Genomic DNA, 22,517 nt, shown 5'->3' on the forward strand with positions numbered 1-22,517 from the left:
CGGCGATGTCCATCGAGGCCCGCCGCGCCATCGACGGCCTGCCCCTGCTGGCCGGCGTGCCGGAAGGCGCCCGCGCCCGCCTGGCCGCCGCCGCGCGGCCCGTCCGGTACCGGGAGGGGGAGGTCGTGTTCCGCCGCGGCGATCCCGGCACGGATGGCATGCTGCTGGTGCTGGACGGCGTGGTGCGCCTCCACCTGGCCACCGGCGCCGGGCGGGAACTCACGCTGGGCCTGGCGGGAGCCGGGGAGCCGGTGGGCGAGGTCGCGCTGGTCGATGGCGGCCCGCGCAGCGCGGATTGCACGGCGCTGACGCCGGTATCGGGCCTGCTGATCCGCCATGCCGACGCCGCCGCGGTGCTGGCGGAGGACCACGCGACCGCCCTGGCCTTGCTGCGAACGCTGGCCGCGCGGCTTAGGCGCACGACGGAGCAGACGGAGGCGGTGGCGCTGCGCCCCCTGCCCCAGCGCCTGGCGACGGCGCTGCTGAAGCTGGCGGCGGCCGATCCCGCCGGACTGGTGCGGCTGCCGCAGGGGCAGCTGGCCGCCCTGGTGGCGGCGACGCGCCCCAAGGTGAATGTGCTGCTGGTGGAATGGCGCGCGGGCAGGCTGGTGGAGCCGGCCCGCGCGGGCCTCAGGATCACCGATCCGCCAGGGCTGCGCGCCCTGGCGGAAGCAGATTGAGCCTCAGATCGTCACGCGGCCGGCGGCGGCGGCGGCGAGCGGCGCCTTCCAGATCACCTGATCCGGCGTGACCGGGCGGGCAAGCCGGTTCATCCCGCGCAGCTGATCGATGGCGAGCTGGATGTTGCCGACGCTGTCAGGCGTCAGGTTCACCTTGAACTCCACCTTGGTCATCAGTTCCGCGATGAAGGCGCGGTCCTGGCGCAGGAAGCGGGCGACCTGCGCGGCGGCTTCCGTCGGGTTGCTGGCGATGAATTCCTGCGCCTGGATCATGGACCGCATGAAGCGCTGGGTCGCTTCCTGGTTCGACTCGGCCCAGCCCTTGTTCATGTAGATGAAGTTGCGGACGATCTGGATCTGGTCGTTCGACAGCAGGATCTTGGTGTTGGGGATGGCGCGCATGGCGCGGGTCGGCCAGGGCTCCCACACAGCGAAGGCGTCGATGTTGCCGCGCTCCAGCGCAGCCACCATCTCCGGCGCCTCGACATTCACGATGGTGTAGTCGGCCGGGTTCAGGTTGAGCTTGGCGACGACGGAGAGCCAGAAGGTCTCGCTGCCCGTGCCGCGGGCGACGCCGACGCGCTTGCCCTTCAGCGCTTCCATGTTCTCGACATTGCGGCCGAGGATGCTGATCCAGCGCAGCAGCGCCGTGCCTTCCGCCACCGCGACCACATTGGGATCGACCAGGTGCGCGGAGACGCCGGCCTGTTCGGCGCCATAGGCGGAGTTGATCTGGTTGCCGACGAGGAAGGCGATCATGGCGGAGCCGGAGGGGCCGGTATTCACCGTCACCTCCAGCCCGTTGCGCTGGAAGAAACCGCCTTCGCGGGCGACGTAGTAGGGCGCGAAGGACGGATCGACGCCCGTCGCGATCGTCATGCGGATGGGCGCGCCCTGCGCGAAGGCCGGGATGGGCAACGCGGTGGCAGCAGCGCCCGCGGCAAGCAGGCTACGGCGGTTGATCATGGTTCTCTCTCTCCCTGTTCTAATTCACATGGTCGGGTTGAAGCGGCCCGCGAAGGCGCGGATCAGCAGGCGGAAGGCGCGGTCCGTCGCGAAACCCAGCAGGCCCAGCGAGATGAGGGCGACGAAGATGTCCTCCACCTGCATGAACAGGCGGGCATCCCATAGCAACTTGCCGAGCCCGTCATTGGAGGCGACGAGTTCCGCCGCGACGATGGTGACGAAGGCGTTGGCCATGGCCAGCCGCATGCCTGTCAGGATGTAGGGCACCGTCGCAGGCAGGGCGACCAGGGCGAAGACCTGGAACTTGCTGGCACCCAGGCATTGCGCCGCGCGGATCTTGTCCTTCCCCACGGCGCCGACGCCGGCGGCCGTCGCGATGATGACGACGAAGACGGTGGTATACGCGATCAGGAAGATCTTGCTCTCCTCCCCGATGCCGAACCAGATCACGGCGACCGTGATCATCGCGACGGCGGGGATGAAGCGGAAGAATTCCGTCCAGGGTTCCAGCAGCAGCCGCACGGGCCTGAAGCTGCCGAGTGCCAGGCCGATCGGGATGCCGAGCGCGCTGCCGAGCAGGAAGCCCTGCAGGATGCGGCGCATGGAGGCGATGACGGCCTCCTGCAGCAACCCATCCTCGATCAGCACCACGGCCCGTTCGAACACCGGAAAGGGCGAGGGAAACAGCACCGAGCGCACCAGATACAGCGCGGCCAGGTGCCAGATCAGGAACAGCAGGGCGAAGCCGGCGATGTAGCCGCCGATGGTGGCCGCGCGGCTATTCATGAGGGTGGATCTCCTCATGGATCAGCGCATGCACCTGGCGGAAGGTCTGCATGAATCCGTCCGATGTGCGTTCGCGGGGAAAGGGCAGGTCGACCGGCACCACGGCCTTCAGCGTGCCGCCCGGGCCCCGCTTCATCACGCCGACGCGGGTGGAAAGCGCCACCGCTTCCTCGATGTCATGGGTGATGAAGAGCACGGTCTTGCCGGATTTCGCCCAGATGTCGGACAATTCGTTCTGCAGCACCGCGCGCGTCATCGCATCCAGCGCGCCGAAGGGTTCGTCCATCAGCAGGATGCGCGGATCATTGGCCAGGGCGCGGGCGATCTGGATACGCTGCTTCATGCCGCCGGACAGTTCGGAAGGGTGCTTGGCCCCCTGCCCCGTCAGCCCGACCATGGTCAGGAAGCGATCCGCCACGGCGCGGCGTTCGGCCTTCGCCATGCCGCGAAGGCGCAACCCGAAGGCGATATTGTCCCGCGCCGTCAGCCAGTCATACAGGCTGTCATGGCCCTGGAAGACGACGCCGCGATCGGCGCCGGGGCCGCGCACGGGCTTGCCATCCAGCAGGATGCGGCCCGCGGTCGGTGCCTCGAACCCCGCCAGCATGTTGAGCACGGTGGTCTTGCCGCAGCCCGAAGTACCGAGCAGACAGAAGAACTCGCCCTCCGCGAGTTCGAGTGAGAAGTCGCGCACGGCCTCCCACGCGCCGGTCCGGCCGCGAAAGGTCTTTCCAACCCCCTCAAGGGTCACCAACGCCATGCTGTTTCCCTGACCCCGCTATGCGCAGCACAATAGTGCGCGGGACGATGGGGGCAACCCGGCTTCACGACCCGATCCACCGGGACTAGAACGCCTCTGCGCACAAGGGAGGCAGCCGGCATGATGCTCGAAGGCAAGGTCGCGGTGGTGACCGGGGCGGGCGGCGGGATCGGGCGGGAGATCGCGCTGGCCATGGCGCTGGCCGGCGCGGCCGTGGTGGTCAACGACATCGGCGCAAGCCTGACGGGCGAAGGCCCGACCAGCGCGACGCCGGGCGAGCAGACCGTCGCGATCATCCAGCAGCGCGGCGGCCGGGCCGTCGCCAACACCGACAGCGTGGCGGAATGGGCGAATGCCCAGCGAATCGTCCAGACGGCGCTGGATTCCTTCGGCCGCATCGACATCGTCGTGAACAATGCCGGCATCCTGCGCGACCAGATCTTCCACAAGATGTCGCCGGAGGAATGGCTGGCGGTCATCAACGTCCACCTCAACGGCACCTTCTTCGTCAGCCGCGCCGCCGCCGAGCATTTTCGCAAGCAGGGCTCCGGCGCCTATGTGCACATGACGTCCACATCCGGCCTGATCGGCAATTTCGGGCAGGCGAACTACTCCGCCGCGAAACTCGGCATCGCAGCGATGTCGAAATCGATCGCACTCGACATGCAGCGCTTCGGCGTTCGGTCCAATTGCATCGCGCCCTTCGCCTGGTCCCGCATGACAAGCTCCATCCCCGCGGGCACGGAGGCCGAGCGCGCGCGCGTCGCCCGCCTGCAGCAGATGACGCCGGACAAGAACGCGCCGCTGGCGGTCTTTCTCGCGTCCGACGCCGCCAAGGACGTCACCGGGCAGATCTTCGCCGCGCGCCACAATGAGCTGTTCCTGTTCAGCCAGCCGCGGCCCATCCGCAGCACGCATCGCAGTGAGGGCTGGACGCCGGAAGCCATCGCGGAAACCGCGCTGCCGGCACTCAAGTCGCATTTCCTGCCGCTCGATCGCAGCGGCGACGTCTTCTCGTGGGATCCCGTCTGATGCATTTCGGCCTGACCGAGGAACAGATCGCCTTCCAGGACAGCGTGCGCCGCTTCGCGGAGCAGCATCTGGCGAAGGATGCCGTGGCGCGCGCGCATGATGAGCGCTTCCCCTGGGATGTCGCGAAGCTGATGGCCGAGAACGGGCTCTTCGGCATCATGCTGCCGGAGGCGGATGGCGGCCAGGGCGGCACGCTGTTCGACGCCGTGCTGGCGATGGAGCAGATCGCCTATGTCTGCCCGCGCAGCGCGGATGTCCTCCAGGCCGGCAATTTCGGCGCTTTTCGTACGTTTGCGGAATACGCGACTCCTGGCCAGAAGGAGAAGTACTTCACCCCCCTGCTGAAGGGCGAGACGATCGCGGCCGTGGGGATGACGGAGCCCGATGCGGGGTCCGCGCTGACGGACCTGAAGACCACCTGCACCAAGGACGGGAACGGCTATCGCCTGAATGGCGGCAAGGTGTTCACCTCCAACACGGAAGATGCCGGCGTCTTCGTCATCTATTGCCGCTTCGGACCCGGCGTGAACGGCATCGGCAGCGTCATCGTGGAACGCGGGATGGAAGGGTTCCGCCTCGGCCAGCCCAGCCGCTACATGAATGGCGAGACTTGGTGTGCGCTGTATTTCGACAACGTCTTCATCCCCGCGGAGAATGTGCTGCTGGGCGAGGGCGGGTTCCGCAAGCAGATCGCAGGCTTCAACGTGGAGCGCTGCGGCAACACCACACGCGCGCTGGCGCTCGGCGAATACTGCTTCCGCCAGGCCAAGGCCCACGCGGAACAGCGCAAGCAGTTCGGCAAGGCGCTGATGGAATTCCAGGGCCTGCAATGGAAGTTTGCCGAGATGCGCGTGGCGCTGGATAGCGCGCAGCTCCTGCTCTACCGCGCCGCCGTCGGCGCCGGGGATGGGCTGCCGGATGCCCAGCAGATCGCGCTGGCAAAATACGCCTGCAACCAGGCCGGCTGGATGGCCTCCAACGAATCCATGCAGATCATGGGCGGCACGGGCTACAGCCAGGATCTGCTGATCGAATACTGCGTGCGCAAGACGCGGGGCTGGATGATCGCGGGTGGCAGCCTGGAGATGATGAAGAACCGCATCGCGGAAGGCATCTTCGGGCGCAGCTTCTCCCAGAGGCCGGCCAAGTGACGCCGCTGGCGCAGGCGCTGCTCAATCCGCGCCGCATCGCCCTCATCGGTGCTTCCGCCGATGAGGGAAGGCTGACGGCGCGGCCGCAGCGCTACCTGCGCCGGCATGGCTATACCGGAGACCTGTTCCCGGTGAATCCCCGCGCGGCGGAGGTACTGGGCGAACGCGCCTATGCCTCGCTCGACGACATCCCGGGCGAAGTCGATTTCGCCTATATCCTGCTGGGCACCGACAATGTCGAAGCCCAGGTCGCCGCCTGCGCCACGCGCGGCATCCCGCTGGCCTGCGTGCTGGCCGATGGATTCGCGGAGGCGGGGCCGGAGGGTGCGGCCCTGCAGGCGCGCGTCCTGGCCGCGGCGAAGGCGGGCGGGATGCGGCTGCTCGGCCCGAATTCGATGGGCGTGGTTAACGCCAATGCCCGCACGGCGCTGACGACCAATGCGGCGCTCGAGGCCGAGACGCTGCCGGCGGGACGCGTCGCGCTGATCTCGCAATCCGGCTCCATGATGGGTGCGCTGCTGTCGCGCGGCGCGGCGCGGGGGCTCGGCTTCTCCCACCTCATCGGCACGGGGAACGAGGCCGATCTGACGGCGGGGGAGATCGCCTCGCTCGCGCTCGATGATCCCGATGTGGATGTGGTGTGCCTGTTCCTGGAAGCGATCCGCGCACCGGACCAGATGGCGGCGGCGGCGGCGAAGTCCCATGCGCTCGGCAAGCCCATCGTCGCGCTGAAGCTCGGCCGCAGCCCCTTCGGCGCGGAACTCGCCAACAGCCATACCGGCGCGCTGGCCGGCAGCGATGCGGCGGCGGATGCCTTCTTCCGCGCGCATGGCATCCTGCGCGTGACCATGCTGGAAGCGTTGCTCGAGCTGCCGCTTCTCGTGGCAGGCCGGCGTCCCGCCACGCGCACCCATCGCGGCGTCGGCGTTATGACCACCACGGGCGGCGGCGGCGCGCTGGCGGTGGACGCGCTGGGGGTGCTGGGGATCGAGGCGAAGAAGCCCGATGCCGTCGCCTCCGCGAAGCTGGAAGCGGCCAAGCTTCCGCATCACGCGCGCCTGCTGGACATGACGCTGGCCGGCACCAGGCCGGACCGCGTGATGGCGGGGCTGGATGCGCTGCGCAGCGCGGGAGACACGGACCTCGCGCTGGTCGTTGTCGGCTCCTCCGCCCAGTTCAGGCCCAAGGATGCTGTCGGCGGCGTGGTCGAAGCGGCGAAGATCCCAGGAAAACCCATTGCCGCCTTCCTGGCGCCGCAGGCGGAAGCCTCGCTCCGCATGCTGGCGGAAGCGGGCATCGCCGCCTTCCGCACGCCGGAGGGAGCCGCCGACGCGATCCGCGCCTTCTGCGACTGGCGCGCGCCCGTCGCCACGCCGGCCGCCAGCCCGCCCGCGGTGACGCTGGCGGCGGAGCCGGATGAGGCCGATGCGCGGGCGCTCTTCGCCGCGCTGGGCCTCGCCTCGGACAGCCGAGTTATGCAGGACGAGCCGCCAGCCGGGCTGCGCTATCCCGTGGCGCTGAAGATCCTGTCGCCGGACCTGGCGCACAAGACGGAAGTCGGTGGTGTCGCGCTGCACATCGCGGATGAGGCCGCGCTGCGCGATGCGGCCGCCGCCATGCGGGCCCGCGTCTCTGCGGCGGCGCCGGATGCGCGCATAACGGGGATGCTGGTGCAGCCCATGGCGAAGGGGCTGGCGGAGGCGATCCTCGGCTTCCGTCGCGATCCGGAAGTGGGCCCGGTTGTGCTGCTGGGCGCCGGCGGCGTGATGTCCGAACTCCATCGCGACATCGCGCTGCGCCTGGCACCCGTCAGCCTCGACGAAGCCCATGCGATGATCGGGGAGGTCCGCGCGATGAAGCCGCTGACGGGCTGGCGCAACCTGCCGAAGGGCGACCTGGAGGCGCTGGCAAGCGCCATCGTCGCCGTCTCCGCCCTGGCGGCGGTGCCGGAGGTTGCGGAGGCGGAGATCAACCCGCTGATCGTCGGACGGCCTGGTGAGGGCGTGACCGTCGCCGATGCCTGGGTGGTGCGGGCGTGACGCCGGCCGCGCCCGGTGCCACGCTGCGTGCCATGAACGCCGAAGACCTGATCCGCGCGCGCTACGGCGCCCTGCCCTTCGCCCCGGTCGATGTACCGGCTGCGCTGGCCGAGTTGCTAAGCCGCAGCGTCACGCGGCGCTACACCGCCGATCCCGTGCCGGATGCGCTGCTGGATACGGTGCTGGCGGGCGCGCAATCCGCGCCGGCGAAGTCCGACCTGCAACAGTTTTCGATCCTGGTGACGCGAGACCCGGTCAAGATCGCGGCCATCGCCGATGCCATCGGCACCATGCCGTGGATCAAGGAAGCGCCGGTGCTGCTGATCTTCTGCGGCGACATCCGCCGCGGGCGACAGGTCTGCGCGCATCACGGCCTGGCGCATGCCAATGACAGCGTCGACACCTTCCTCAACGCGAGCGCGGATGCGGCGCTGGCCATGGGGTTCTGCGTGATGGCGGCGCATCACGCGGGGCTCGGCACCTGCCCGATCTCCTATGTGCGGAACAACCTCGATCTGGTGGCGTCGCTGTTCGGGCTGCCGGAAGGCGTCTTCCCGGTGGCCGGGCTGACACTCGGCTTTCCCGCCGCGCGCAACGCGACCTCGCCACGCCTGCCGCCTTGCGTGGTCGTGCATCGCGAACGCTATGACGACAGCGGCCTTGTGCCCGCCCTGCCCGCCTATGATGCGCTGCGCCCGCCGGGCAAGCCGCGTTACCCGGAAGCGCATGGCCCGAAGCCCGAGGGCTGCACATGGAGCGAGAACGCCGCGCGGCAGCTATCCGTGCCGGAGCGCGCGAATTTCCGCGCCTGGCTGGCATCGAGGGGCCTGAACCTTGACTGACTCCAAGGACCCGACGGCCGACAATCCCGGGGGCGCGGACCTCGTTCCGGCCAAGGCCGCGAAGAAGCACGCGGTGAAGCCGCGCCACGCCGCCAGCCTCATCGTCTGGCGCGACGGCCAGGACGAGCCCGAGATCCTGATGGGCATGCGCCACGCCAAGCACAAATTCATGCCGAGCGTGCTGGTCTTCCCCGGCGGCCGCGTGGACCGCGCCGATCATGGCGTGAAGGTGCTGGCCGAACTCAAGCCGGTAACGCTCTCGCTGCTCGCGCATCGCGCACCGCCGTCCCTGGCCCGGGCGCTGGGCGTGGCGGCGGTGCGGGAGTTGCATGAGGAAACCGGGCTGCTGATGGGGGAGATGAAGGGCCAGCGCTTGCTCGCCGATCTCTCCGCGCTCGACTATCTCTGCCGTGCCGTCACGCCGACCTCCCGCTCCATGCGCTTCAACGCGCGCTTCCTGATCGCGCCCGCCAGCGCGGTGCGGGGGGAGATCGCGGGGTCCGGTGAACTGGAAGGGCTCGACTGGTATCCGCTGTCGAAGGCGCTGAAGGCGAAGCTGGCCAACATCACCGAACGCATCCTGGTGGAGTTTCGGGAATGGCACGCGACGGCGCCTGACGCGCGCGCCGCGATGCCGAAGATCGTCTATCGCGGCAACGACAATCGGATGAGCGACGAGTAGCGCCTCAGCGCGCCTCGAATACCTCGCCATCCCTGGCCGCGGCGCCCTCCGCCGCCAGCTTGATGAGGTGTGCCAGCAGGCTGCGCGCGGCGGCCGGGACCAGGCGCATGTCGAGCGTCGGCCCGTAAGCCGCCGGCACCAATTCCAGCGCCGTGGCGCGCCGCGCCGCCCGCAGCGCGTCCAGCACCTTCGCCTCGCGCTCCAGCCGATGCGCGGCCAGCGCGGCCACGAAGGGCGCGGGGTCGGGCAAGGGCGGGCCGTGGCCTGGCAGGTACAGGTCGTGGTCGCGCTCCGCCAGCCTGGCCAGGGACGCCATGTAGGCCGCCATGTCGCCATCGGGCGGGCTGACCACGGTGGTGGACCAGCTCATCACATGATCGGCGCTGAATAGCGTGCCGCTGCCGGCCTCGTTCTCCAGCGCGAAGCAGAGGTGGTTGGCGCAATGGCCGGGCGTGTGCAGCGCCGTCACGCGCCAGTCATCGCCTTCCAGCACGGCGCCATCGGGCAGGATCGCGTCGGGGCGGAAGTCGTGGTCGCCACCCTCCCCGCCCTGCTCCGGCGGCGTGATATGCGGGCCGAAGCCGAAGGTGGCCGCACCGGTCGCCGCGACCAGTGCGGCGACGCCGGGGGAATGGTCGCGATGCGTGTGGCTGACCAGGATATGCGTGATCGCCTCCCCCGCCGTCGCCCGCAGGATCGCCTCGCATTGCGCGTCATCCGCCGGCCCGGGGTCCAGCACCGCCACGCGGCCCTGGCCGATCAGATAGGTGTTGGTGCCGCGCCAGGTGAAGGGGCCGGGATTGCCGCAGAGGATGCGCCGCACCCCCGGCGCCACCTGCTGCACCACGCCAATCGCGGCGCTGTCATCGCGCAGGAACGGAATGCTCATTGCTTCTTCCTCCCGCGCAGCAGCTCGCGGTGCATGATGTAGAGGCTGGCGGCGACGATCGCCGAGGCGCCCGCCAGGGTCCAGAGGCTCGGCACGTCGCCGAAGAAGACGACGCCGAACAGGATCGCCCAGAGCAGCGAGGAATAGGAATAGGGCGCGAGCGCCGAGACCTGCGCGCTGGCCCAGGCCTCCGTCAGCAGCGTCTGCGCCACGCCGCCGAGCGTGCCGATCGCCATCAGGATCAGCATGTCCTGCCAGCTCGGCGTGACCCAGACGAAGGGCAGCGCCAGGCCGATGATCCCTGTCATCAGCAGGGATTGCCACATGACGATGGTGGTGGAGGCCTCCGTCGCCGAGAGGCTGCGGACCATCAAGGTGGTGATGGCGGAAAAAATTCCATGCGTGGTGGCCGCGATGATGCCCATCCGCGCCGCACCGCCGAAATCTCCGGTGAAGGCGCCCTGGCCGAAGGCGATGATGAGAATGCCGAGAAAACCGGCCAACACCGCGCCGGCGCGGTGCAGCCCCACCTTCTCCCCCAGGAAGGGGATGGACAGGATCGTCACGAACAGCGGCGTGGCGTTGGTCAGCGCCTGGTGCTCCGCCAGCGGCAGCACGCCCAGCGCGTAGAAGGAACAGGCGGTGGCGCAGACGCCGCTGGCCGCGCGCACGAAATGCCCGCCGAGGCGCTTGGTCTTCAGCACGGAGGTGAAGCCGGTGGTGAAGCCCGTGCGCCGCAGCACGATCAGCGCCACCACCGGCAGGGCGAAGGCGCTGCGGAAGAACATCTGCTCCTCGAATGGCACGCGGCCGGCCAGCGACTTCACCAGCACCGACATCAAGGCGAAAAGCGCGCAGGCCGAGAGCATGAAGATCACGCCGCGGCGCAGATCATGGCGCAACGGCATCTAGGGCACCTTGCCATGGGCGGCGTTGCGCGAAGCCGCCTCGGCCTCCCGCTTGCGCACATGCTCCCGGTGCAAATTGTAGAGGCCGGCGGCCATGACGATCAGCGCGCCGATCAGCGTGTTCACCGCCGGCACTTCCGCCCACAGCAGGAAGCCGAGGATGCCGCCCCACAGAAGCGTCGTGTATTCGTAGGGCGCCAATGCCGAGACCGGCGCGATGGCGAAGGCGCGGGCGAACAGGAAATGCGCGCAGCCATTGGCCAGGCCGAGGAAGGCCAGGCACAAAGTCACGTCCCAGGCCGGGATCAGCGGGCCGAGCGGCGGGAAGACCGGCAACAGGAGAAAACCCATCGGCACATGCGCGGCCAGCAGCGCGAAGGCGATGGCCTGGGGCGTATCGGTACGCGCCAGCACGCGCGTCCAGATGCGCGTCAGCGCCAGCAGCGCCGCGGCGGCCAGCAGCATCCCCGCCTCCCACCGCCACAACTCGCCGCCGGGCTGCAGGATGACCATCACGCCCAGGAAGCCCACGCAGGTGCTGGTCCAGCGCCGCCAGCCCACCTTCTCCCCCAGCAGGGGGATGGCCAGCACCGTCATCATCAGCGGCGCGGCGGCGTTCACGGCATAGGACCCGCCCAGCGGGAAGCCCTGGAACCAGGCGAGGTAGAAGGACACGGTGACGGCGCAGTGCAGGATGGAGCGCAGCGCCAGCAGCGGCCGGCGCACCGGCACCAGGCCCTGGCCGCGCGACAGGATGGCGATGGCGATCATGCCGAAGACGCCACGCCAGATCATGGCGACGGCAACGCCCACTTCCGGCAGCGCCCATTTCACCGCGGCATCCGCGCCGGAGATGATGCCATAGCCCAGCGCGACGACGGCGATGCCCTTGATCGTGTCCTGCGTCAGCGGCAGGCGGGGCGTCAGCGGCAGGCGGGGGCGCGACGTGGGGGGGGCCCGGGGGGATGGACCCGTCGTCGCGCCGGGTGTTCGGTCAGCCAAGTGGCTGCCCTTCGAGGATCGCTTCCGCCTGCATGCAGGTGGCGCCGGTATCGTCGCGCGTCTCCAGCATCACCTGGCCGGCTTCCTCCCGCCGCAGCACCGTCAGCGCCCGGCTGTCGAAGCAGGGGCGGCGGCCGCGATAGGCGAAGCGCGCCAGGCGGGCGCCGGCGGCGGCGTGGTCCAGCGCATGGTGGGCCATGAAGGTGGCCTGCAGCGGGCCATGCACCACCAGGCCGGGATAGCCTTCCTCCCCGGTCACATAGGGGTGGTCGTAGTGGATGCGGTGTCCGTTGCCGGTCAGGGCGGAGTAGCGGAACAGCATGACGCTGTCCGGCACCACCACCGTCGCCACCGCATCGGGCCAGGCGGGGGCGGGGTCCGCCGCCTTCACCGCCGCGCCATCGGCGCCGCGATAGACGATGTCCTGCTCCTCCTCCACCGCGAGGCCCGCGGGGCCTTCCACGCGATGCTGGACGGTGACGAAGACGAGGCGCCCGGCGCCGCCCGATTTCTCCGCCACCTTCAGGATGGTGCTGGTGCGCCGCACGGCATCGCCGATGCGCAGCACGGCGCCCGGGAAGGCAACGCGCCCGCCGGCCCACATGCGGCGCGGCAGGTCATGCACGGGCGGCAGGAAGCCGCCGCGCTTCGGGTGGCCGTCGGGGCCGATGCCGTCGGGCATCACCCAGTCCTGGAACAGCATCCAGTGCCACAGCGGCGGCAGCGCCGCCGGCACGGGCCGGCCCAGCGTCGCGGCCAGGCCGCGGACCAGGCGGGCATCCAGCGTGTCCTCCCGGATGTCGGTTTTTCCGACGTAGTCTTCGTAGGCCATCATTCCTCGCGCAGGTAGAGCAGGTAATTGTCCAGATGGACGATGCGGGTGTAGCGCCGCCAGGTCTCCTCGAAGGCCGGGTGGCGGGAGAAATACTCGATGGGGTCGAATTCCTCGGCCCCGCAGCGGGGGATGCCGGACCGTTTGGCCACCAGCACGGCGCCGGGCGGCGCGCGGGCGAAGTCCTCCGCCACCGTGCGATACACCAGGAATTCGGGGCGGGACATCTCCCACGGCTCCCGGTAGCGGGCGGCGCCTTCGGGGCAATCGGGATAGGCGCCGACCAGCAGCCAGAGGTTCATGGTGCGCAGCGTCGACCGGGCGCGGGCGTAGTTGAGCGCGGGATAGACGGGGTAGATGTCGGGCGAGAGGACCAGCAGCCTCTCCCCCGCCACTTCGCGCTTCAACTCGGCCGCCAATTGGCCATCGGCCAGGGTGGTGTACCAGATCTGCCGCCAGGGGCTTTCGCCCCGGATATGGACGGCCGCGATGGCGAAGGTGCAGGCGATGGCCAGCATCGGCGCCGCGGCCAGCGCCCGGCCGGCGGGCAACGCCCGGTCGAACCACCGCGCAGCCACCCAGCCGCCGGCCAGCGCCGTCGCCATCGTCATGGGCACCACGTGGTATGACCAGCCCTTGTGCTGCACGATGGCGGAAAGCATCCCCCCCAACGCAACGCAGCCCAGTGCCCGCGCCCCCGGCCCCGCCCCGCGCCAGGCCAGCATCGGCAGCACCAGCAGCACCGCCACCACGGCCGATCCCATCTTGTCCGTCAGCAGCACGGCGAAGACATTGAGCCCGCCGGTGCCCAAGTAGAAATCCATCACCAGCGGCACGACGTGGCCGAGGTAGTCGGGGAACAGCAGCGGCAGCGTCGCCAGGTACAACAGCCAGACGACGGCCATCAGCCACGGCAGCGGGTCCCGCAAGGCCGGCGCCAGGCCGCGGCGCCACAGCACCAGCGCCTCCACCAGCAGGGGCACGGCCAGGAAATGCGGCTTCAGCGCGAAGGCGAGCGCGGCCGCCAGCGTGACGGACAGCGCCAGTCCGCTCGGCGTGGCCTGGCCCTCCATCCGCCGCGCCGCCAGCAGGGCGTAGGGAAGGGCGAAAAGCCCCATCAGATGCTCCCGCTGGCCGACATCATAGGCCGCCAGCAGGCAGGTGAGCGGCACCAGCGCATCCAGCACCGCGGCCTCCACCGGCCCTTCCCGCTGGTCGCGCCGCAGCGCCACGCAGAAGCGCCAGGCCAGGGCGCAGCAACCCAGCACGCAGGCCTGCAATGCCTGGACGGAATCCAGGGGCGTGAAGCGGTCGATCAGCGCCGGGATGGCGGTGAGCGCGAAGATCAGCGGCGGGTTGACGTCGATCAGGTCGCGGTACAACCGCTCCCCGCCCACCCATCGCTCGGCGAAATTCAGGATGGCCGCGACATCGTGATTGAGCGGCGGCGCCAGCACCATCAGCAGGAAGGCCAGGGCCGGCGCCAGCGCCAGGGCGCGCAGGATGCGGGCGCGGGTTTCCGCCGGTACGTCGATCGCGGGGCCCTGCGGCGCGGCCACTTCCGCCGCGACGGCGCGGTCCGGCTGGCCAGGGGCAGGCAGGGGGTGGGCACCCCGGGCCTGGTTGGCCTGGTGCGGCGGGCTGGTCGGCGGGGTCATCGGCGGGCGCATCCTCCGCCCGCAAGGGTCAGGGCGCAACCGCATTGCGGCGCCGATGCGGCGGATCTGCCCCGCGCCGGCCGCGGTCCCGCCTTGCCCTCGCCGCGCTCCGCCGCCACAACGGTTTCGTGGAACCCGCCGAATACGCCCTGATGGACGCCGCCGAGGATGGCATGTGGTGGTTCAAGGCCGCCCATGCCCGCGTGCTGGACGCCTTGCGCGCCCGCCCCGGCCCCGAAGGCCCTGTCCTCGATGCGGGATGCGGCACCGGCGGCTTCCTCCGCCGGATGCGGGATGAGATGCCCGGCCGCGCCGCGATGGGCCTGGAATACATGCCCGACGCCGCCCGCCGTGCGCAGGAGAAATCCGGCTGGCCGGTGGCGGCCGGGGATGCGAATGCCCTGCCCTTCCAGGACGCCAGCTTCGGCGCCGCGGTCAGCATCGACGTGATCTGCCATGCCGGCGTCGATCCCGCCCGCGGCCTGGCGGAACTGCACCGCGTGCTGCGCCCGGGCGGCACCGTGGTGCTCAACCTGCCCGCCTTCGAATGGCTGCGCAGCGCGCATGACGCCCGCGTGCACACCGCCCGCCGCTACACCGCCGCCGGCACCACCGCGATGATGGAACAGGCGGGCTTCACCGCCGTTACGTCCCGGTACTGGAACGGCCTGCTGCTCCCGCTCATGGCGCTTCAGCGCAAGGTCCTGCACCGCAAGCCCGATGCCCCGAGTGACGTGACCCACTTCCCCCCCTGGATCGACCGAACCCTGCACGCCGTCGCGGAGACGGAGCGGCGGATCGGCCTGGCCGGCATCCCCATGCCGGCGGGCGGCTCCGTCCTCGTCATCGCGACGCGCCCGTGATGGAGACCGAAGACATGAGTGACGTGACCGGCCCCCCGGTCGGGCTTTCGATCGTGGTGCCCGTCTATCGCGGCGCCAGCACCGTCGGCGCGCTGGTGGAGGCGCTGTCCGCGCTGCGCCCCGCCGGCGGGATCGAGATCGTGCTGGTCAACGATGGCAGCCCCGACAATTCCGGGGAGGTCTGCCGCACGCTGCAGCGCAGCGCGACCGTGCCGCTGACCTACATCGAGCACGCCCGCAACTTCGGCGAGCACAACGCGGTGATGACCGGGCTCCGCCATGCCCGCGGCGCCTACGTCATCACCATGGATGACGACCTCCAGAACCCGCCGGAGGAAGTGATCCGCCTGTATGACCATGCCCGCCTGGGTGGCTGGGACGTGGTCTACACGCGCTATGCGAAGAAGGAACATGAGGGCTGGCGCAATCTCGGCAGCCGTTTTGCCAATGGCGTGGCGGATCTGCTGCTGGACAAGCCGAAGGGGCTCTACCTCTCCTCCTTCCGCTGCATGTCGGCGCTGGCGGTCAAGGAAGTCGCGAAATACAGCGGCCCCTACCCCTATGTGGACGGGTTGCTGATGCAGGTGACGCAGCGGCTCGACAGCATCGAGGTGAAGCACCTGCCCCGCGCGGAGGGGCGCAGCAACTACACGCTGAAGCGCCTGGTGCTGCTGTGGATGAACCTCGCCACCAACTTCTCCGTCCTGCCGCTGCGCATGGCGATCCTGGCGGGCGCGGCGATGGGCATGCTCGGCCTGCTGGCCGCCGCCGTCGTGATCTTCGAGGGGCTGAGCGGGGAGACGCCCTCGGGCTGGGCCTCCATGATGACGGTGGTGCTGCTGGTCTCCGGCGTGCAGTTCCTCATCCTCGGTGTGCTCGGCGAATATGTCGGCCGCGCCTTCCTTTCCGCCAACGGCAAGCCGCAGGGCGTGGTGCGGGAGGTGCTCGGCGCGGCGGAGACCGAGGCGCCGGCAGCCGAGGCAAGCCGGGTGCGCGTGGTTTCGTGACGCCCGGCCCGAAGGGATTGCCCCGATGCTGAGTGCCTGGATCACCCTGGCCGCCGCGATCACGACATCGCTGGTCGGCCAGGTGCTGCTGAAGGCCGGCGCCTCCGGCTCCGTCGCGGCGGAGACGGGTTTCATCGACCAGCTCTTCCGCTGGCAGACCATCATCGGGCTCGGCGCCTATGGCGGCGCGGCGCTGCTCTACATCATCGCCCTGCGGAAGATCCCGATGAGCGTGGCGCTGCCCTGCACGGCGGCGAGCTATGTCGTCATCGCCGTCATCGGCTGGGCCGTCTTCGGGGAAAGCCTCGGCGCGCAGAAGCTGGCGGCGATCGGGCTGATCTCCGCGGGCGTCCTGCTGCTCGCCACGACTGCGTGAAACCAGCCGTCCCGGGGCGAGGGACTGCGTCCCCGCCGGGCTGGGCCGTCGTCACCGCGCTTGGCGTTTCCCTCATCCTGGGCTGGGGCACGGGATACTTCCTGCCGGGCGTGCTGGGCGTGGCGATGGAGCGGGACCTCGGCCTGCCCGCCGGCGCCAGCTTCCTCATCGTCGCCATCCAGCTCGGCCTGGCCGGCGTGCTCGCACCCCGGGTCGGGCGGCTGATCGATCGGCGCGGGCCGCGCGCGGTGATGGTGGCGGGGTCGATCTTCTACGCGGCGGGGCTGGCGCTGCTGGCAGCCGCACCAGGCGCCCTGACGGCGCTCCTCGCCTGCCTGGTGCTCGGCATCGCCGCCGCCATGACCCTGTCGGAGGCCAGCAACGCCGCGCTGGCGACGCTGGGTGCCGATGGCGCGCGGAAGCGGATCGCGGCGCTGGCCGCCATTTCCGGGCTCGCCGCCGCTGTCGCCTGGCCCGCCCTCGCCTGGGCGGAGGCGCAGTGGGGCTGGCGGATCGCGGTGCTGGGCGCGGCGGCGTCCCACCTGCTGGTGGCGCTGCCGCTGCATGCCACGCTGGTCCCGCGCGGCAGCCGGGAAAGGGCGCCGCGTGGCCCCGCGCCGCGCCTGCCGCCCCGGCTGCGCTGGCTGTCCGCCGCGCTGACGGTGCAGGTGCTGGTGGGCTCTTCGCTGCTGGCCAACATGGTGGCGGTGGTGGAGGCGCTGGGCATGGATCGCGGCAGCGCCATCTTCTGGGCCTCCCTCGCGGGACCAGCCCAGGTGGCGGCCAGGCTGTTCGACCTGGTGGGCGGCGCGCGGCTGCGGGCGATGACCCTCGCCTCGATCGCCCTGCTGGCCATGCCGGCTTCCATCCTGCTGCCGCTGCTGGGGCATGTGCTGGCGCCAGGGCTCGGCGCGGCCATCACCGTGCCGATCTTCGTGCTGTGCTACGGCCTGGCATCAGGCGTGATGAGCGTGATGCGCCCCGCCACGCTGATCGAACTGCATGGCACCGATGGCTACGCGACGGTGGCGGGCAAGGTGATGGCGCCGGTCACCTTCGCCATGGCGGTGGCGCCGGTGATGTTCGCGCCGCTGCTGCTGAACACGGGCGCCGATGTGGCGCTGCCCATCATCGCCGCGATCTGCTTCGGCGGCTTCCTGATGCTTCGCCGCGCGGCGCGGGGGTTGTAGGCTTCGCGCCATGCGCCCCGCCCTGCTGTCCCTGCTGCTGCTCGCAGGCTGCGCCACGCAGCCCCCCTGCCCGCCGGGCCTTTCCCCCGCGACCCTCGCCAGCGCCTATTTCGGCCGGACGGCGGGGGGCGAGGAGATCGTTACCGACGCTGCCTGGACCCGCTTCATGGACGACGCCGTGACACCGGCCTTCCCCGACGGCCTGACCGTCCTGGACGGCGCCGGCCAGTGGCGCGGCCGCGCCGGGACCATCAGCCGCCAACACAGCAAGGTGCTCGTCGTGGCCCTGCCCGGCGGGGATGCCGCGGAAGCGCAGCGGCGGCTGGCGCCGGTCATCGCGACCTATCGCGAGCGTTTCCGGCAGGAAAGCGTGATGGTCACGACACAGGCGGTGTGCCTGGGCTTCTGATCACCCAAACGCACCCACCTCATGCACGATCGCCGCGCTGCATTCGCGCACCAGCGCGAACAGCTGCCCCATCGGCCTGAACAGCGCCGCATGCTCGGCCGCATAGGAATTGCTGGTGCGTTCCGGCGCCGGCTCATGGAAATCGAGGCCCGAGGACGGGTCCGGGTTCGCCGGGAAGACCTCCGCCAGCAGTTTCAGCGCGCGCTCCACATCCAGTTGCAGGATGCCGGCCACCAGGCTGTCCCGCGTCGCGCCATGGCGCGGGCTGAATTCCGGCAGCGCCACCGCCAGCAGCCAGATGCGGTGGATCAGCGCGAGCCGCAGCGCATGCAGCAGCACGAGGCGGTCCGGCATCCGCGGCAGGTCCGGCCAGGCGGCACGCAGCGCCAGATGGTCGGCCTGCAGGCGCCGGAACATGCGGACGACGACGGCGGAGAGGTCCAGCTTCTCCAGCGCCTCCGCCACCGCCATCAACTCCTCCCGCCGCCCCGGGCGCTGGGTGGCGCCGGCGCGGTCCAGCCAGGGGCCGGGGTCCAGCGTATCCACCGCCGCGCGCAGCACGCCGATATCGGAACTCGCCGCCGCCCGCGCCGCCATGGCGAGTGCCCGGGCGAAGCGGGGGCTGCGCGCGCGGAGGTCCGCGAAGGCATCGGGGTTGGCCGCCGCCGCGGCGCCCAGGCCGTGCAGGGTGTTCGCCAGCCATCCCATTTGCTGGAGGATGGCGTTGTTGGGGATGGCGCGAAGCTGGCTGGGGTGGCTGATGCGGGACGGCCCGCCCATGTCCGATTGCCGCGCGGCGGGGCGTGATCCCGTGCGGTCCAGCAGCCCGGGGCCGAACGCGCCCAGCAGCGCGGCATAGCCGGGGTCTTCCACCAGTTCCTGCATCTCCCGCCGTATCGTGGCGAAGAAATCCGCGGCCCAGTCGCTTTCGGCGTAGATCGGGTCGGGCTCGCGCTCCGGCGGCGCGAAGGCGTGCTCGGCGATGCGGGCGATGGTGGCGGCGGCGAGTTGCGGCGTGCCGAACAGCAGGTAGCCATCGCCGCCCTGGAAGCTGCTCTCCTCCCGCAGTTTCAGCCCGACCTTGGTCAGCGCGCTGCGCGCCTGGGGCGGGGAGAGGTAGTCGAGCCGATCCGCCAGGCTGTCCGGATGCCCGCCGCGGCCGATGCTCTCCCCATGCGTGTCGAACAACACGAGTTCGAGGTCGTTCAGCCCGTGCCGCCGCAGCTGGTCCGCCAGCCGCAGCTTGAGCCGTTCCGCCAGGTAGCTCGCGGGAAGCTGGCCAACATAGCGGCCGGAATCGGAATAGCCGAATTGCAGGCAGAGCCTTCCCTGCGCCCGCAGGTAGTCGCGGAAATGCGGGCTGCGGAGCGCCTCCTCCACCACCCGGTCGCCGCGCTCCAGCGCCTCCGCCGTCTCGAACAGGGGCGAGATCTCGATCCGCTCCGCGATGCCGAGGCGCTTCGCCAGCCACAGCGCGCCGAGCAGCGTGTAGCCCGTCTCCGTCTCCGCGATCAGGAAGCGCACGGGCTGGGAGGCGTCCACATGCTTGGTGATCTGCGCGACCGTCATCATCAGCTTGGCGGCGGAGGCCTGTTCCGCCAGCAGCGCGCCGAAATCGACAGGCTGGGCCTCGACCTCCGCCAGCGCCTGGTTGATCTGCGTGAGCAGGCCGCGGCGGCTGGCCATGTCATCCGGCGCGGCGGTGAGGCCGAGGCGCTGGCGCAGCGCGTTGTGGATCTGGCTGGCGTTGAGGCGCGTATGGGTATGCGCGAGCGCCAGCCCATGCGCGGCCAGCCCCGCGCGCGCGACGGCGAGCTTGAGGCGCGTGGCATCATCCGGCGCGGCCGCCATGGCGGCGGGGAACAGCGCCAGCAGCGGCGCGGGATCGACCAGCGCATCGTCGCGCCGGCCGACAAGCACGGCGGCGAAGGCCTGCACCTCATCGGGCTTCGGGCCGCTCGGCAGGGCTTCCAGCTGCGCCGCCACCGCCTGTTCGGCCAGCAGCACGCGCGCGGCCAGGGCAGCGACGCCGTCACCCAGCGGCGAAAGCTGCGCGGCAAGGCGCTGCAGCTGCAGCCGCTTCATCGTCAGCCGCAGCCCGATCGTGTCCCACCAGCCGATATCGGTACGGCCATCCGTGTCGTAGCCGACCCAGGTCGAGAGCAGCACGGGCGAGGGCCGCAATTGCTGCCAGCGATCCCCCCAGACCCCCTGCGCAGCCAGCAGCAGGGCAGCGGCGAGTTCATCCAGCGCATCCCGCCCCCGCGCGATGGCGGCGGCGGCCTGGACGAATTCCTCCGTGAGCGTCGGCGCCGCCGGGCGATGCGCGAGGCCGCGCGGCATGGTGCCGCCGGAGGCCGCGGCCGCGACCGCCGCATTGGTGCCGGGGGGCAGGGAGAAGGTGGGATGCGCCGTGAAGACCGCCGCGAAGCGCGGGCGCTCCACCGCCTCCCGATAGGCGGCGAAGGGCACGGGGCTGTCATCGGGATCGGGCCGCACCAGCCGCGCCGCCAGCGCATCCAGCCCGCCGGCGCGGCCGATGCCGACGTAATTCGCCAGGCGCTGCGCGCGTTCCGCCGCGGCATCATCGGCGATCCGGCCGATCAGCGCGGCGATGGCGGGCGCGTCCAGCCTGCCATCATCCAGCCGCCGGCTGACCGCCAGCGCCATCAGCAGCACCGGGTCCCCGAAGGGGTCGGTGGCCGCGGCCTCCCGCGCCTCCTTCAGGCGGGCCAGGAGGTCGGCCAGGGTCTCGGCGACGGGGTCAGGCGCAGGGGCTTGGACGTCGGGCATGGCCCGATGCTGCACCTGCGAAGCGGGCCGGCGCCAGCACCGAATCGCGGGGCGCCGTGGCCCCGCAACGAATCCGCCGCCGGATCGGGCAGGCCGCGCCTAATCCGGCCGCATCATCAGCGCGTTGAAGCGGCGCTCCGGCCGGCTGGTGATGGTGATGCCCCGCTTGGCCGCGAAATCCCAGGAGGGATGGAAGATCGGGATCAGGGCCACATCCTCGAAGGCCGCATCGATCGCGGTATGCAGCTTCGCGCGCCGGCGGTCTGGGTCGATCTCGGCCATGGCGTCCTGGATCAGCGCATCGACGCGCGGGTTGGAATAGCGCGTGCGATTGGCGTTGCCGTAGCCGCGCCCGGCCTCGAAGCTGTGCACCACGGCGCGGGGCCCCTCGCCCGCTTCATTGGTGCCGTATTGCGCTATGAAGGCGGAATAGGCCTGGCGCGTCGCCTCCGTGAAGAAGACCTGGCCCGCCACCCCGGCGACGGAGGCCTGGATGCCGGCGCGGTTCCACATTTGCGCGATGGCCTGGGCCACCTGTTCATCCTTGGGGTAGCGGTCCGTCGTCGCGTGCAGCGTCAGGCGGAAGCCCTGGGGGAAGCCTGCCTCCGCCAGCAGCGCGCGGGCGCGGGCGGGGTCATGCGGGGTGGGGCGGAGATTGGGGCTGGTGCCGTCGATGCTGTTGGGCAGGAACTGGCTGGCGGCGGTCGCGCTGCCTTCCATCAACCGAGTCACGATGGCGTTGCGGTCGATCGCCATCGACAGCGCCTGGCGGACGCGGACATCCATCAGCGGGTTGCGCACCGGCGTGCCATCCCGCCCCTGCACGAAGGGGCTTTCCGGCCGCGCACTGTCGAGGGCGATGTAATGCACGACAGCCGCGGGGCCGCTGAACAGGCGGAAGCGCGGATCGGCCGCGATGCGCGCCTTGTCGCCCGTCGGCACCTGGTCGATCGCGTCCACATCGCCCGCCAGCAGCGCCGCGACGCGGGACGGGTCCCGCGCGATGGTGCGGATGGTGACGTTGCCCCAGGCGGCGCGCGGGCCCCAATGCGTATCGCTGCGCGTCAGCGACAGGCTTTCGCTGTTGACGTAGCCGGCGAAGCGATAGGGTCCGGTGCCGTTCACGCGGCCGGCGTTGAATTCGCTGGTCGTCTGCCCGGCATCCCGTGCGGCCACCAGCAGCACGCGGGCCAGGTCCCCCGGCAGAGTCGCGGTCGGGGTGCTGGTGGTGATGCGGATGGTGGTGTCGTTCACCACGGTCACCTCCCGCACCGTCCGGATGAAGCTGGTGAACAGCGCCGGGCTGTTCTGCACGTTGGGCACCCGCGCGAAGGTCGCGGTGATGTCGGCGGCGGTGAAGGGCGTGCCGTCATGGAAGCGCACGCCGGGACGGAGGTCGAATTCCCAGGTATTCGCGTCGATCAGCCGCCAGGCGGTGGCGAGGCCCGGTTTCACCTGCAAATTCTCGTCGATCTCGGTCAGCGCGTCCCAGATCTGCGGATGCGCGGACCCCGCGGGGAAGCCGTTGAAGAAATGCGGGTCCATCGTGTTCAGCGACAGGCTGGTCGCGATGGTCAGGTTCTGCGCGGTCGCGCCACTCGCCCCCAGGGCGAGCATCGCCGCGGCGATGATGGTCTTTTTCATGATTCGGG

Annotated in this window: 20 protein-coding genes and 2 pseudogenes; 11 read left to right on the forward strand and 11 right to left on the reverse strand. The window is 70.6% G+C overall.

Annotated features, from left to right (window positions below):
- Positions 1-5: 5 nt before the first annotated feature.
- Positions 6-680, forward strand: a complete 675-nt coding sequence (locus tag ACTIE5_RS15075) for a Crp/Fnr family transcriptional regulator (protein ID WP_439550521.1) — start codon at positions 6-8, stop codon at positions 678-680.
- Positions 681-683: 3 nt separating this feature from the next.
- On the opposite strand, the gene ACTIE5_RS15080 is transcribed toward ACTIE5_RS15075, so the two are convergent.
- Genes ACTIE5_RS15080 through ACTIE5_RS15090 form a run of 3 tightly spaced genes read right to left on the reverse strand, consistent with a single transcriptional unit; the run spans position 684 to position 3,192 of the window.
- Positions 684-1,646, reverse strand: a complete 963-nt coding sequence (locus ACTIE5_RS15080; protein ID WP_439550522.1) for an ABC transporter substrate-binding protein — start codon at positions 1,644-1,646, stop codon at positions 684-686.
- 24 nt (positions 1,647-1,670) lie between these two features.
- The gene (locus ACTIE5_RS15085) at positions 1,671-2,432 is read right to left on the reverse strand and encodes an ABC transporter permease (protein ID WP_439550523.1); all 762 of its coding nucleotides are present in this window, start codon (positions 2,430-2,432) and stop codon (positions 1,671-1,673) included.
- The gene (locus ACTIE5_RS15090) at positions 2,425-3,192 is read right to left on the reverse strand and encodes an ABC transporter ATP-binding protein (protein WP_092961937.1); all 768 of its coding nucleotides are present in this window, start codon (positions 3,190-3,192) and stop codon (positions 2,425-2,427) included. The genes ACTIE5_RS15085 and ACTIE5_RS15090 overlap by 8 nt, the downstream gene beginning before the upstream one ends.
- 120 nt (positions 3,193-3,312) lie before the next feature.
- Here ACTIE5_RS15090 and ACTIE5_RS15095 point away from each other — a divergent pair, with 120 nt between their 5' ends.
- Genes ACTIE5_RS15095 through ACTIE5_RS15115 form a run of 5 tightly spaced genes read left to right on the forward strand, consistent with a single transcriptional unit; the run spans position 3,313 to position 8,938 of the window.
- A complete protein-coding gene (locus tag ACTIE5_RS15095; RefSeq protein WP_439550524.1) occupies positions 3,313-4,224 on the forward strand; it encodes an SDR family NAD(P)-dependent oxidoreductase in 912 nt (303 codons plus the stop codon).
- A complete protein-coding gene (locus ACTIE5_RS15100; RefSeq protein ID WP_439550525.1) occupies positions 4,224-5,375 on the forward strand; it encodes an acyl-CoA dehydrogenase family protein in 1,152 nt (383 codons plus the stop codon). Before ACTIE5_RS15095 ends, ACTIE5_RS15100 begins: the two co-directional genes overlap by 1 nt.
- On the forward strand, positions 5,372-7,414 hold the full coding sequence (locus ACTIE5_RS15105) for an acetate--CoA ligase family protein (RefSeq protein ID WP_439550526.1): 2,043 nt from the start codon (positions 5,372-5,374) through the stop codon (positions 7,412-7,414). Before ACTIE5_RS15100 ends, ACTIE5_RS15105 begins: the two co-directional genes overlap by 4 nt.
- A complete protein-coding gene (locus ACTIE5_RS15110) occupies positions 7,411-8,256 on the forward strand; it encodes a nitroreductase family protein (RefSeq protein ID WP_439550527.1) in 846 nt (281 codons plus the stop codon). Before ACTIE5_RS15105 ends, ACTIE5_RS15110 begins: the two co-directional genes overlap by 4 nt.
- Positions 8,249-8,938 carry an NUDIX hydrolase gene (locus tag ACTIE5_RS15115; protein ID WP_439550528.1) on the forward strand — a complete coding sequence of 230 codons (690 nt, stop codon included), beginning with the start codon at positions 8,249-8,251 and terminating at the stop codon, positions 8,936-8,938. Before ACTIE5_RS15110 ends, ACTIE5_RS15115 begins: the two co-directional genes overlap by 8 nt.
- Before the next feature lie 4 nt (positions 8,939-8,942).
- On the opposite strand, the gene ACTIE5_RS15120 is transcribed toward ACTIE5_RS15115, so the two are convergent.
- The 6 genes and pseudogenes from ACTIE5_RS15120 to ACTIE5_RS15145 all read right to left on the reverse strand — a co-directional run bounded on the left by ACTIE5_RS15120 (position 8,943) and on the right by ACTIE5_RS15145 (position 14,227).
- Positions 8,943-9,827 carry an MBL fold metallo-hydrolase gene (locus tag ACTIE5_RS15120; RefSeq protein ID WP_439550529.1) on the reverse strand — a complete coding sequence of 295 codons (885 nt, stop codon included), beginning with the start codon at positions 9,825-9,827 and terminating at the stop codon, positions 8,943-8,945.
- Positions 9,828-9,868: 41 nt separating this feature from the next.
- Positions 9,869-10,252, reverse strand: a pseudogene (locus ACTIE5_RS15125) (EamA family transporter); the annotation flags it as partial.
- Between the two features lie 57 nt (positions 10,253-10,309).
- Positions 10,310-10,735, reverse strand: a pseudogene (locus tag ACTIE5_RS15130) (DMT family transporter); the annotation flags it as partial.
- Positions 10,736-11,737, reverse strand: a complete 1,002-nt coding sequence (locus tag ACTIE5_RS15135) for a DMT family transporter (RefSeq protein WP_439550530.1) — start codon at positions 11,735-11,737, stop codon at positions 10,736-10,738. It abuts the pseudogene before it with no gap.
- Positions 11,730-12,572, reverse strand: a complete 843-nt coding sequence (locus ACTIE5_RS15140; protein WP_439550531.1) for an FAS1-like dehydratase domain-containing protein — start codon at positions 12,570-12,572, stop codon at positions 11,730-11,732. The genes ACTIE5_RS15135 and ACTIE5_RS15140 overlap by 8 nt, the downstream gene beginning before the upstream one ends.
- Positions 12,569-14,227 carry a hypothetical protein gene (locus tag ACTIE5_RS15145; RefSeq protein WP_439550532.1) on the reverse strand — a complete coding sequence of 553 codons (1,659 nt, stop codon included), beginning with the start codon at positions 14,225-14,227 and terminating at the stop codon, positions 12,569-12,571. Before ACTIE5_RS15145 ends, ACTIE5_RS15140 begins: the two co-directional genes overlap by 4 nt.
- Positions 14,228-14,379: 152 nt before the next feature.
- Here ACTIE5_RS15145 and ACTIE5_RS15150 point away from each other — a divergent pair, with 152 nt between their 5' ends.
- The 5 genes from ACTIE5_RS15150 to ACTIE5_RS15170 are packed head-to-tail and all read left to right on the forward strand — an operon-like array spanning position 14,380 to position 18,072.
- Entirely contained in the window at positions 14,380-15,090 is a 711-nt protein-coding gene (locus ACTIE5_RS15150) for a class I SAM-dependent methyltransferase (protein WP_439550533.1), read from the forward strand.
- Between the two features lie 14 nt (positions 15,091-15,104).
- A complete protein-coding gene (locus ACTIE5_RS15155; protein ID WP_439550534.1) occupies positions 15,105-16,097 on the forward strand; it encodes a glycosyltransferase family 2 protein in 993 nt (330 codons plus the stop codon).
- A 25-nt stretch (positions 16,098-16,122) separates the two neighbouring features.
- Positions 16,123-16,473: a DMT family transporter gene (locus ACTIE5_RS15160; RefSeq protein ID WP_439550535.1), complete on the forward strand. Its 351-nt coding sequence runs from the start codon at positions 16,123-16,125 to the stop codon at positions 16,471-16,473.
- Positions 16,470-17,663: an MFS transporter gene (locus tag ACTIE5_RS15165; RefSeq protein ID WP_439550536.1), complete on the forward strand. Its 1,194-nt coding sequence runs from the start codon at positions 16,470-16,472 to the stop codon at positions 17,661-17,663. Before ACTIE5_RS15160 ends, ACTIE5_RS15165 begins: the two co-directional genes overlap by 4 nt.
- Positions 17,664-17,673: 10 nt before the next feature.
- On the forward strand, positions 17,674-18,072 hold the full coding sequence (locus tag ACTIE5_RS15170; protein ID WP_439550537.1) for a DUF3574 domain-containing protein: 399 nt from the start codon (positions 17,674-17,676) through the stop codon (positions 18,070-18,072).
- On the opposite strand, the gene ACTIE5_RS15175 is transcribed toward ACTIE5_RS15170, so the two are convergent.
- Both ACTIE5_RS15175 and ACTIE5_RS15180 read right to left on the reverse strand, forming a co-directional pair.
- The gene (locus ACTIE5_RS15175; RefSeq protein ID WP_439550538.1) at positions 18,073-20,865 is read right to left on the reverse strand and encodes a phosphoenolpyruvate carboxylase; all 2,793 of its coding nucleotides are present in this window, start codon (positions 20,863-20,865) and stop codon (positions 18,073-18,075) included.
- A gap of 99 nt (positions 20,866-20,964) precedes the next feature.
- A complete protein-coding gene (locus ACTIE5_RS15180; protein WP_439550539.1) occupies positions 20,965-22,509 on the reverse strand; it encodes an ABC transporter substrate-binding protein in 1,545 nt (514 codons plus the stop codon).
- Positions 22,510-22,517: the final 8 nt, after the last annotated feature.

It is taken from the genome of Falsiroseomonas sp., from assembly GCF_051859025.1.
Taxonomy (GTDB): Bacteria; Pseudomonadota; Alphaproteobacteria; order Acetobacterales; family Acetobacteraceae; genus Falsiroseomonas.

Excerpts from the sequence above, each read along its gene's own strand:
- ACTIE5_RS15075 (WP_439550521.1), top strand. The coding sequence starts at position 6 with ATGTCCATCGAGGCCCGCCGCGCCATCGACGGCCTGCCCCTGCTGGCC.
- ACTIE5_RS15080 (WP_439550522.1), bottom strand. The coding sequence starts at position 1,646 with ATGATCAACCGCCGTAGCCTGCTTGCCGCGGGCGCTGCTGCCACCGCG.
- ACTIE5_RS15085 (WP_439550523.1), bottom strand. The coding sequence starts at position 2,432 with ATGAATAGCCGCGCGGCCACCATCGGCGGCTACATCGCCGGCTTCGCC.
- ACTIE5_RS15090 (WP_092961937.1), bottom strand. The coding sequence starts at position 3,192 with ATGGCGTTGGTGACCCTTGAGGGGGTTGGAAAGACCTTTCGCGGCCGG.
- ACTIE5_RS15095 (WP_439550524.1), top strand. The coding sequence starts at position 3,313 with ATGATGCTCGAAGGCAAGGTCGCGGTGGTGACCGGGGCGGGCGGCGGG.
- ACTIE5_RS15100 (WP_439550525.1), top strand. The coding sequence starts at position 4,224 with ATGCATTTCGGCCTGACCGAGGAACAGATCGCCTTCCAGGACAGCGTG.
- ACTIE5_RS15120 (WP_439550529.1), bottom strand. The coding sequence starts at position 9,827 with ATGAGCATTCCGTTCCTGCGCGATGACAGCGCCGCGATTGGCGTGGTG.
- ACTIE5_RS15140 (WP_439550531.1), bottom strand. The coding sequence starts at position 12,572 with ATGATGGCCTACGAAGACTACGTCGGAAAAACCGACATCCGGGAGGAC.
- ACTIE5_RS15145 (WP_439550532.1), bottom strand. The coding sequence starts at position 14,227 with ATGACCCCGCCGACCAGCCCGCCGCACCAGGCCAACCAGGCCCGGGGT.
- ACTIE5_RS15150 (WP_439550533.1), top strand. The coding sequence starts at position 14,380 with ATGGACGCCGCCGAGGATGGCATGTGGTGGTTCAAGGCCGCCCATGCC.
- ACTIE5_RS15155 (WP_439550534.1), top strand. The coding sequence starts at position 15,105 with ATGAGTGACGTGACCGGCCCCCCGGTCGGGCTTTCGATCGTGGTGCCC.
- ACTIE5_RS15160 (WP_439550535.1), top strand. The coding sequence starts at position 16,123 with ATGCTGAGTGCCTGGATCACCCTGGCCGCCGCGATCACGACATCGCTG.
- ACTIE5_RS15170 (WP_439550537.1), top strand. The coding sequence starts at position 17,674 with ATGCGCCCCGCCCTGCTGTCCCTGCTGCTGCTCGCAGGCTGCGCCACG.
- ACTIE5_RS15175 (WP_439550538.1), bottom strand. The coding sequence starts at position 20,865 with ATGCCCGACGTCCAAGCCCCTGCGCCTGACCCCGTCGCCGAGACCCTG.
- ACTIE5_RS15180 (WP_439550539.1), bottom strand. The coding sequence starts at position 22,509 with ATGAAAAAGACCATCATCGCCGCGGCGATGCTCGCCCTGGGGGCGAGT.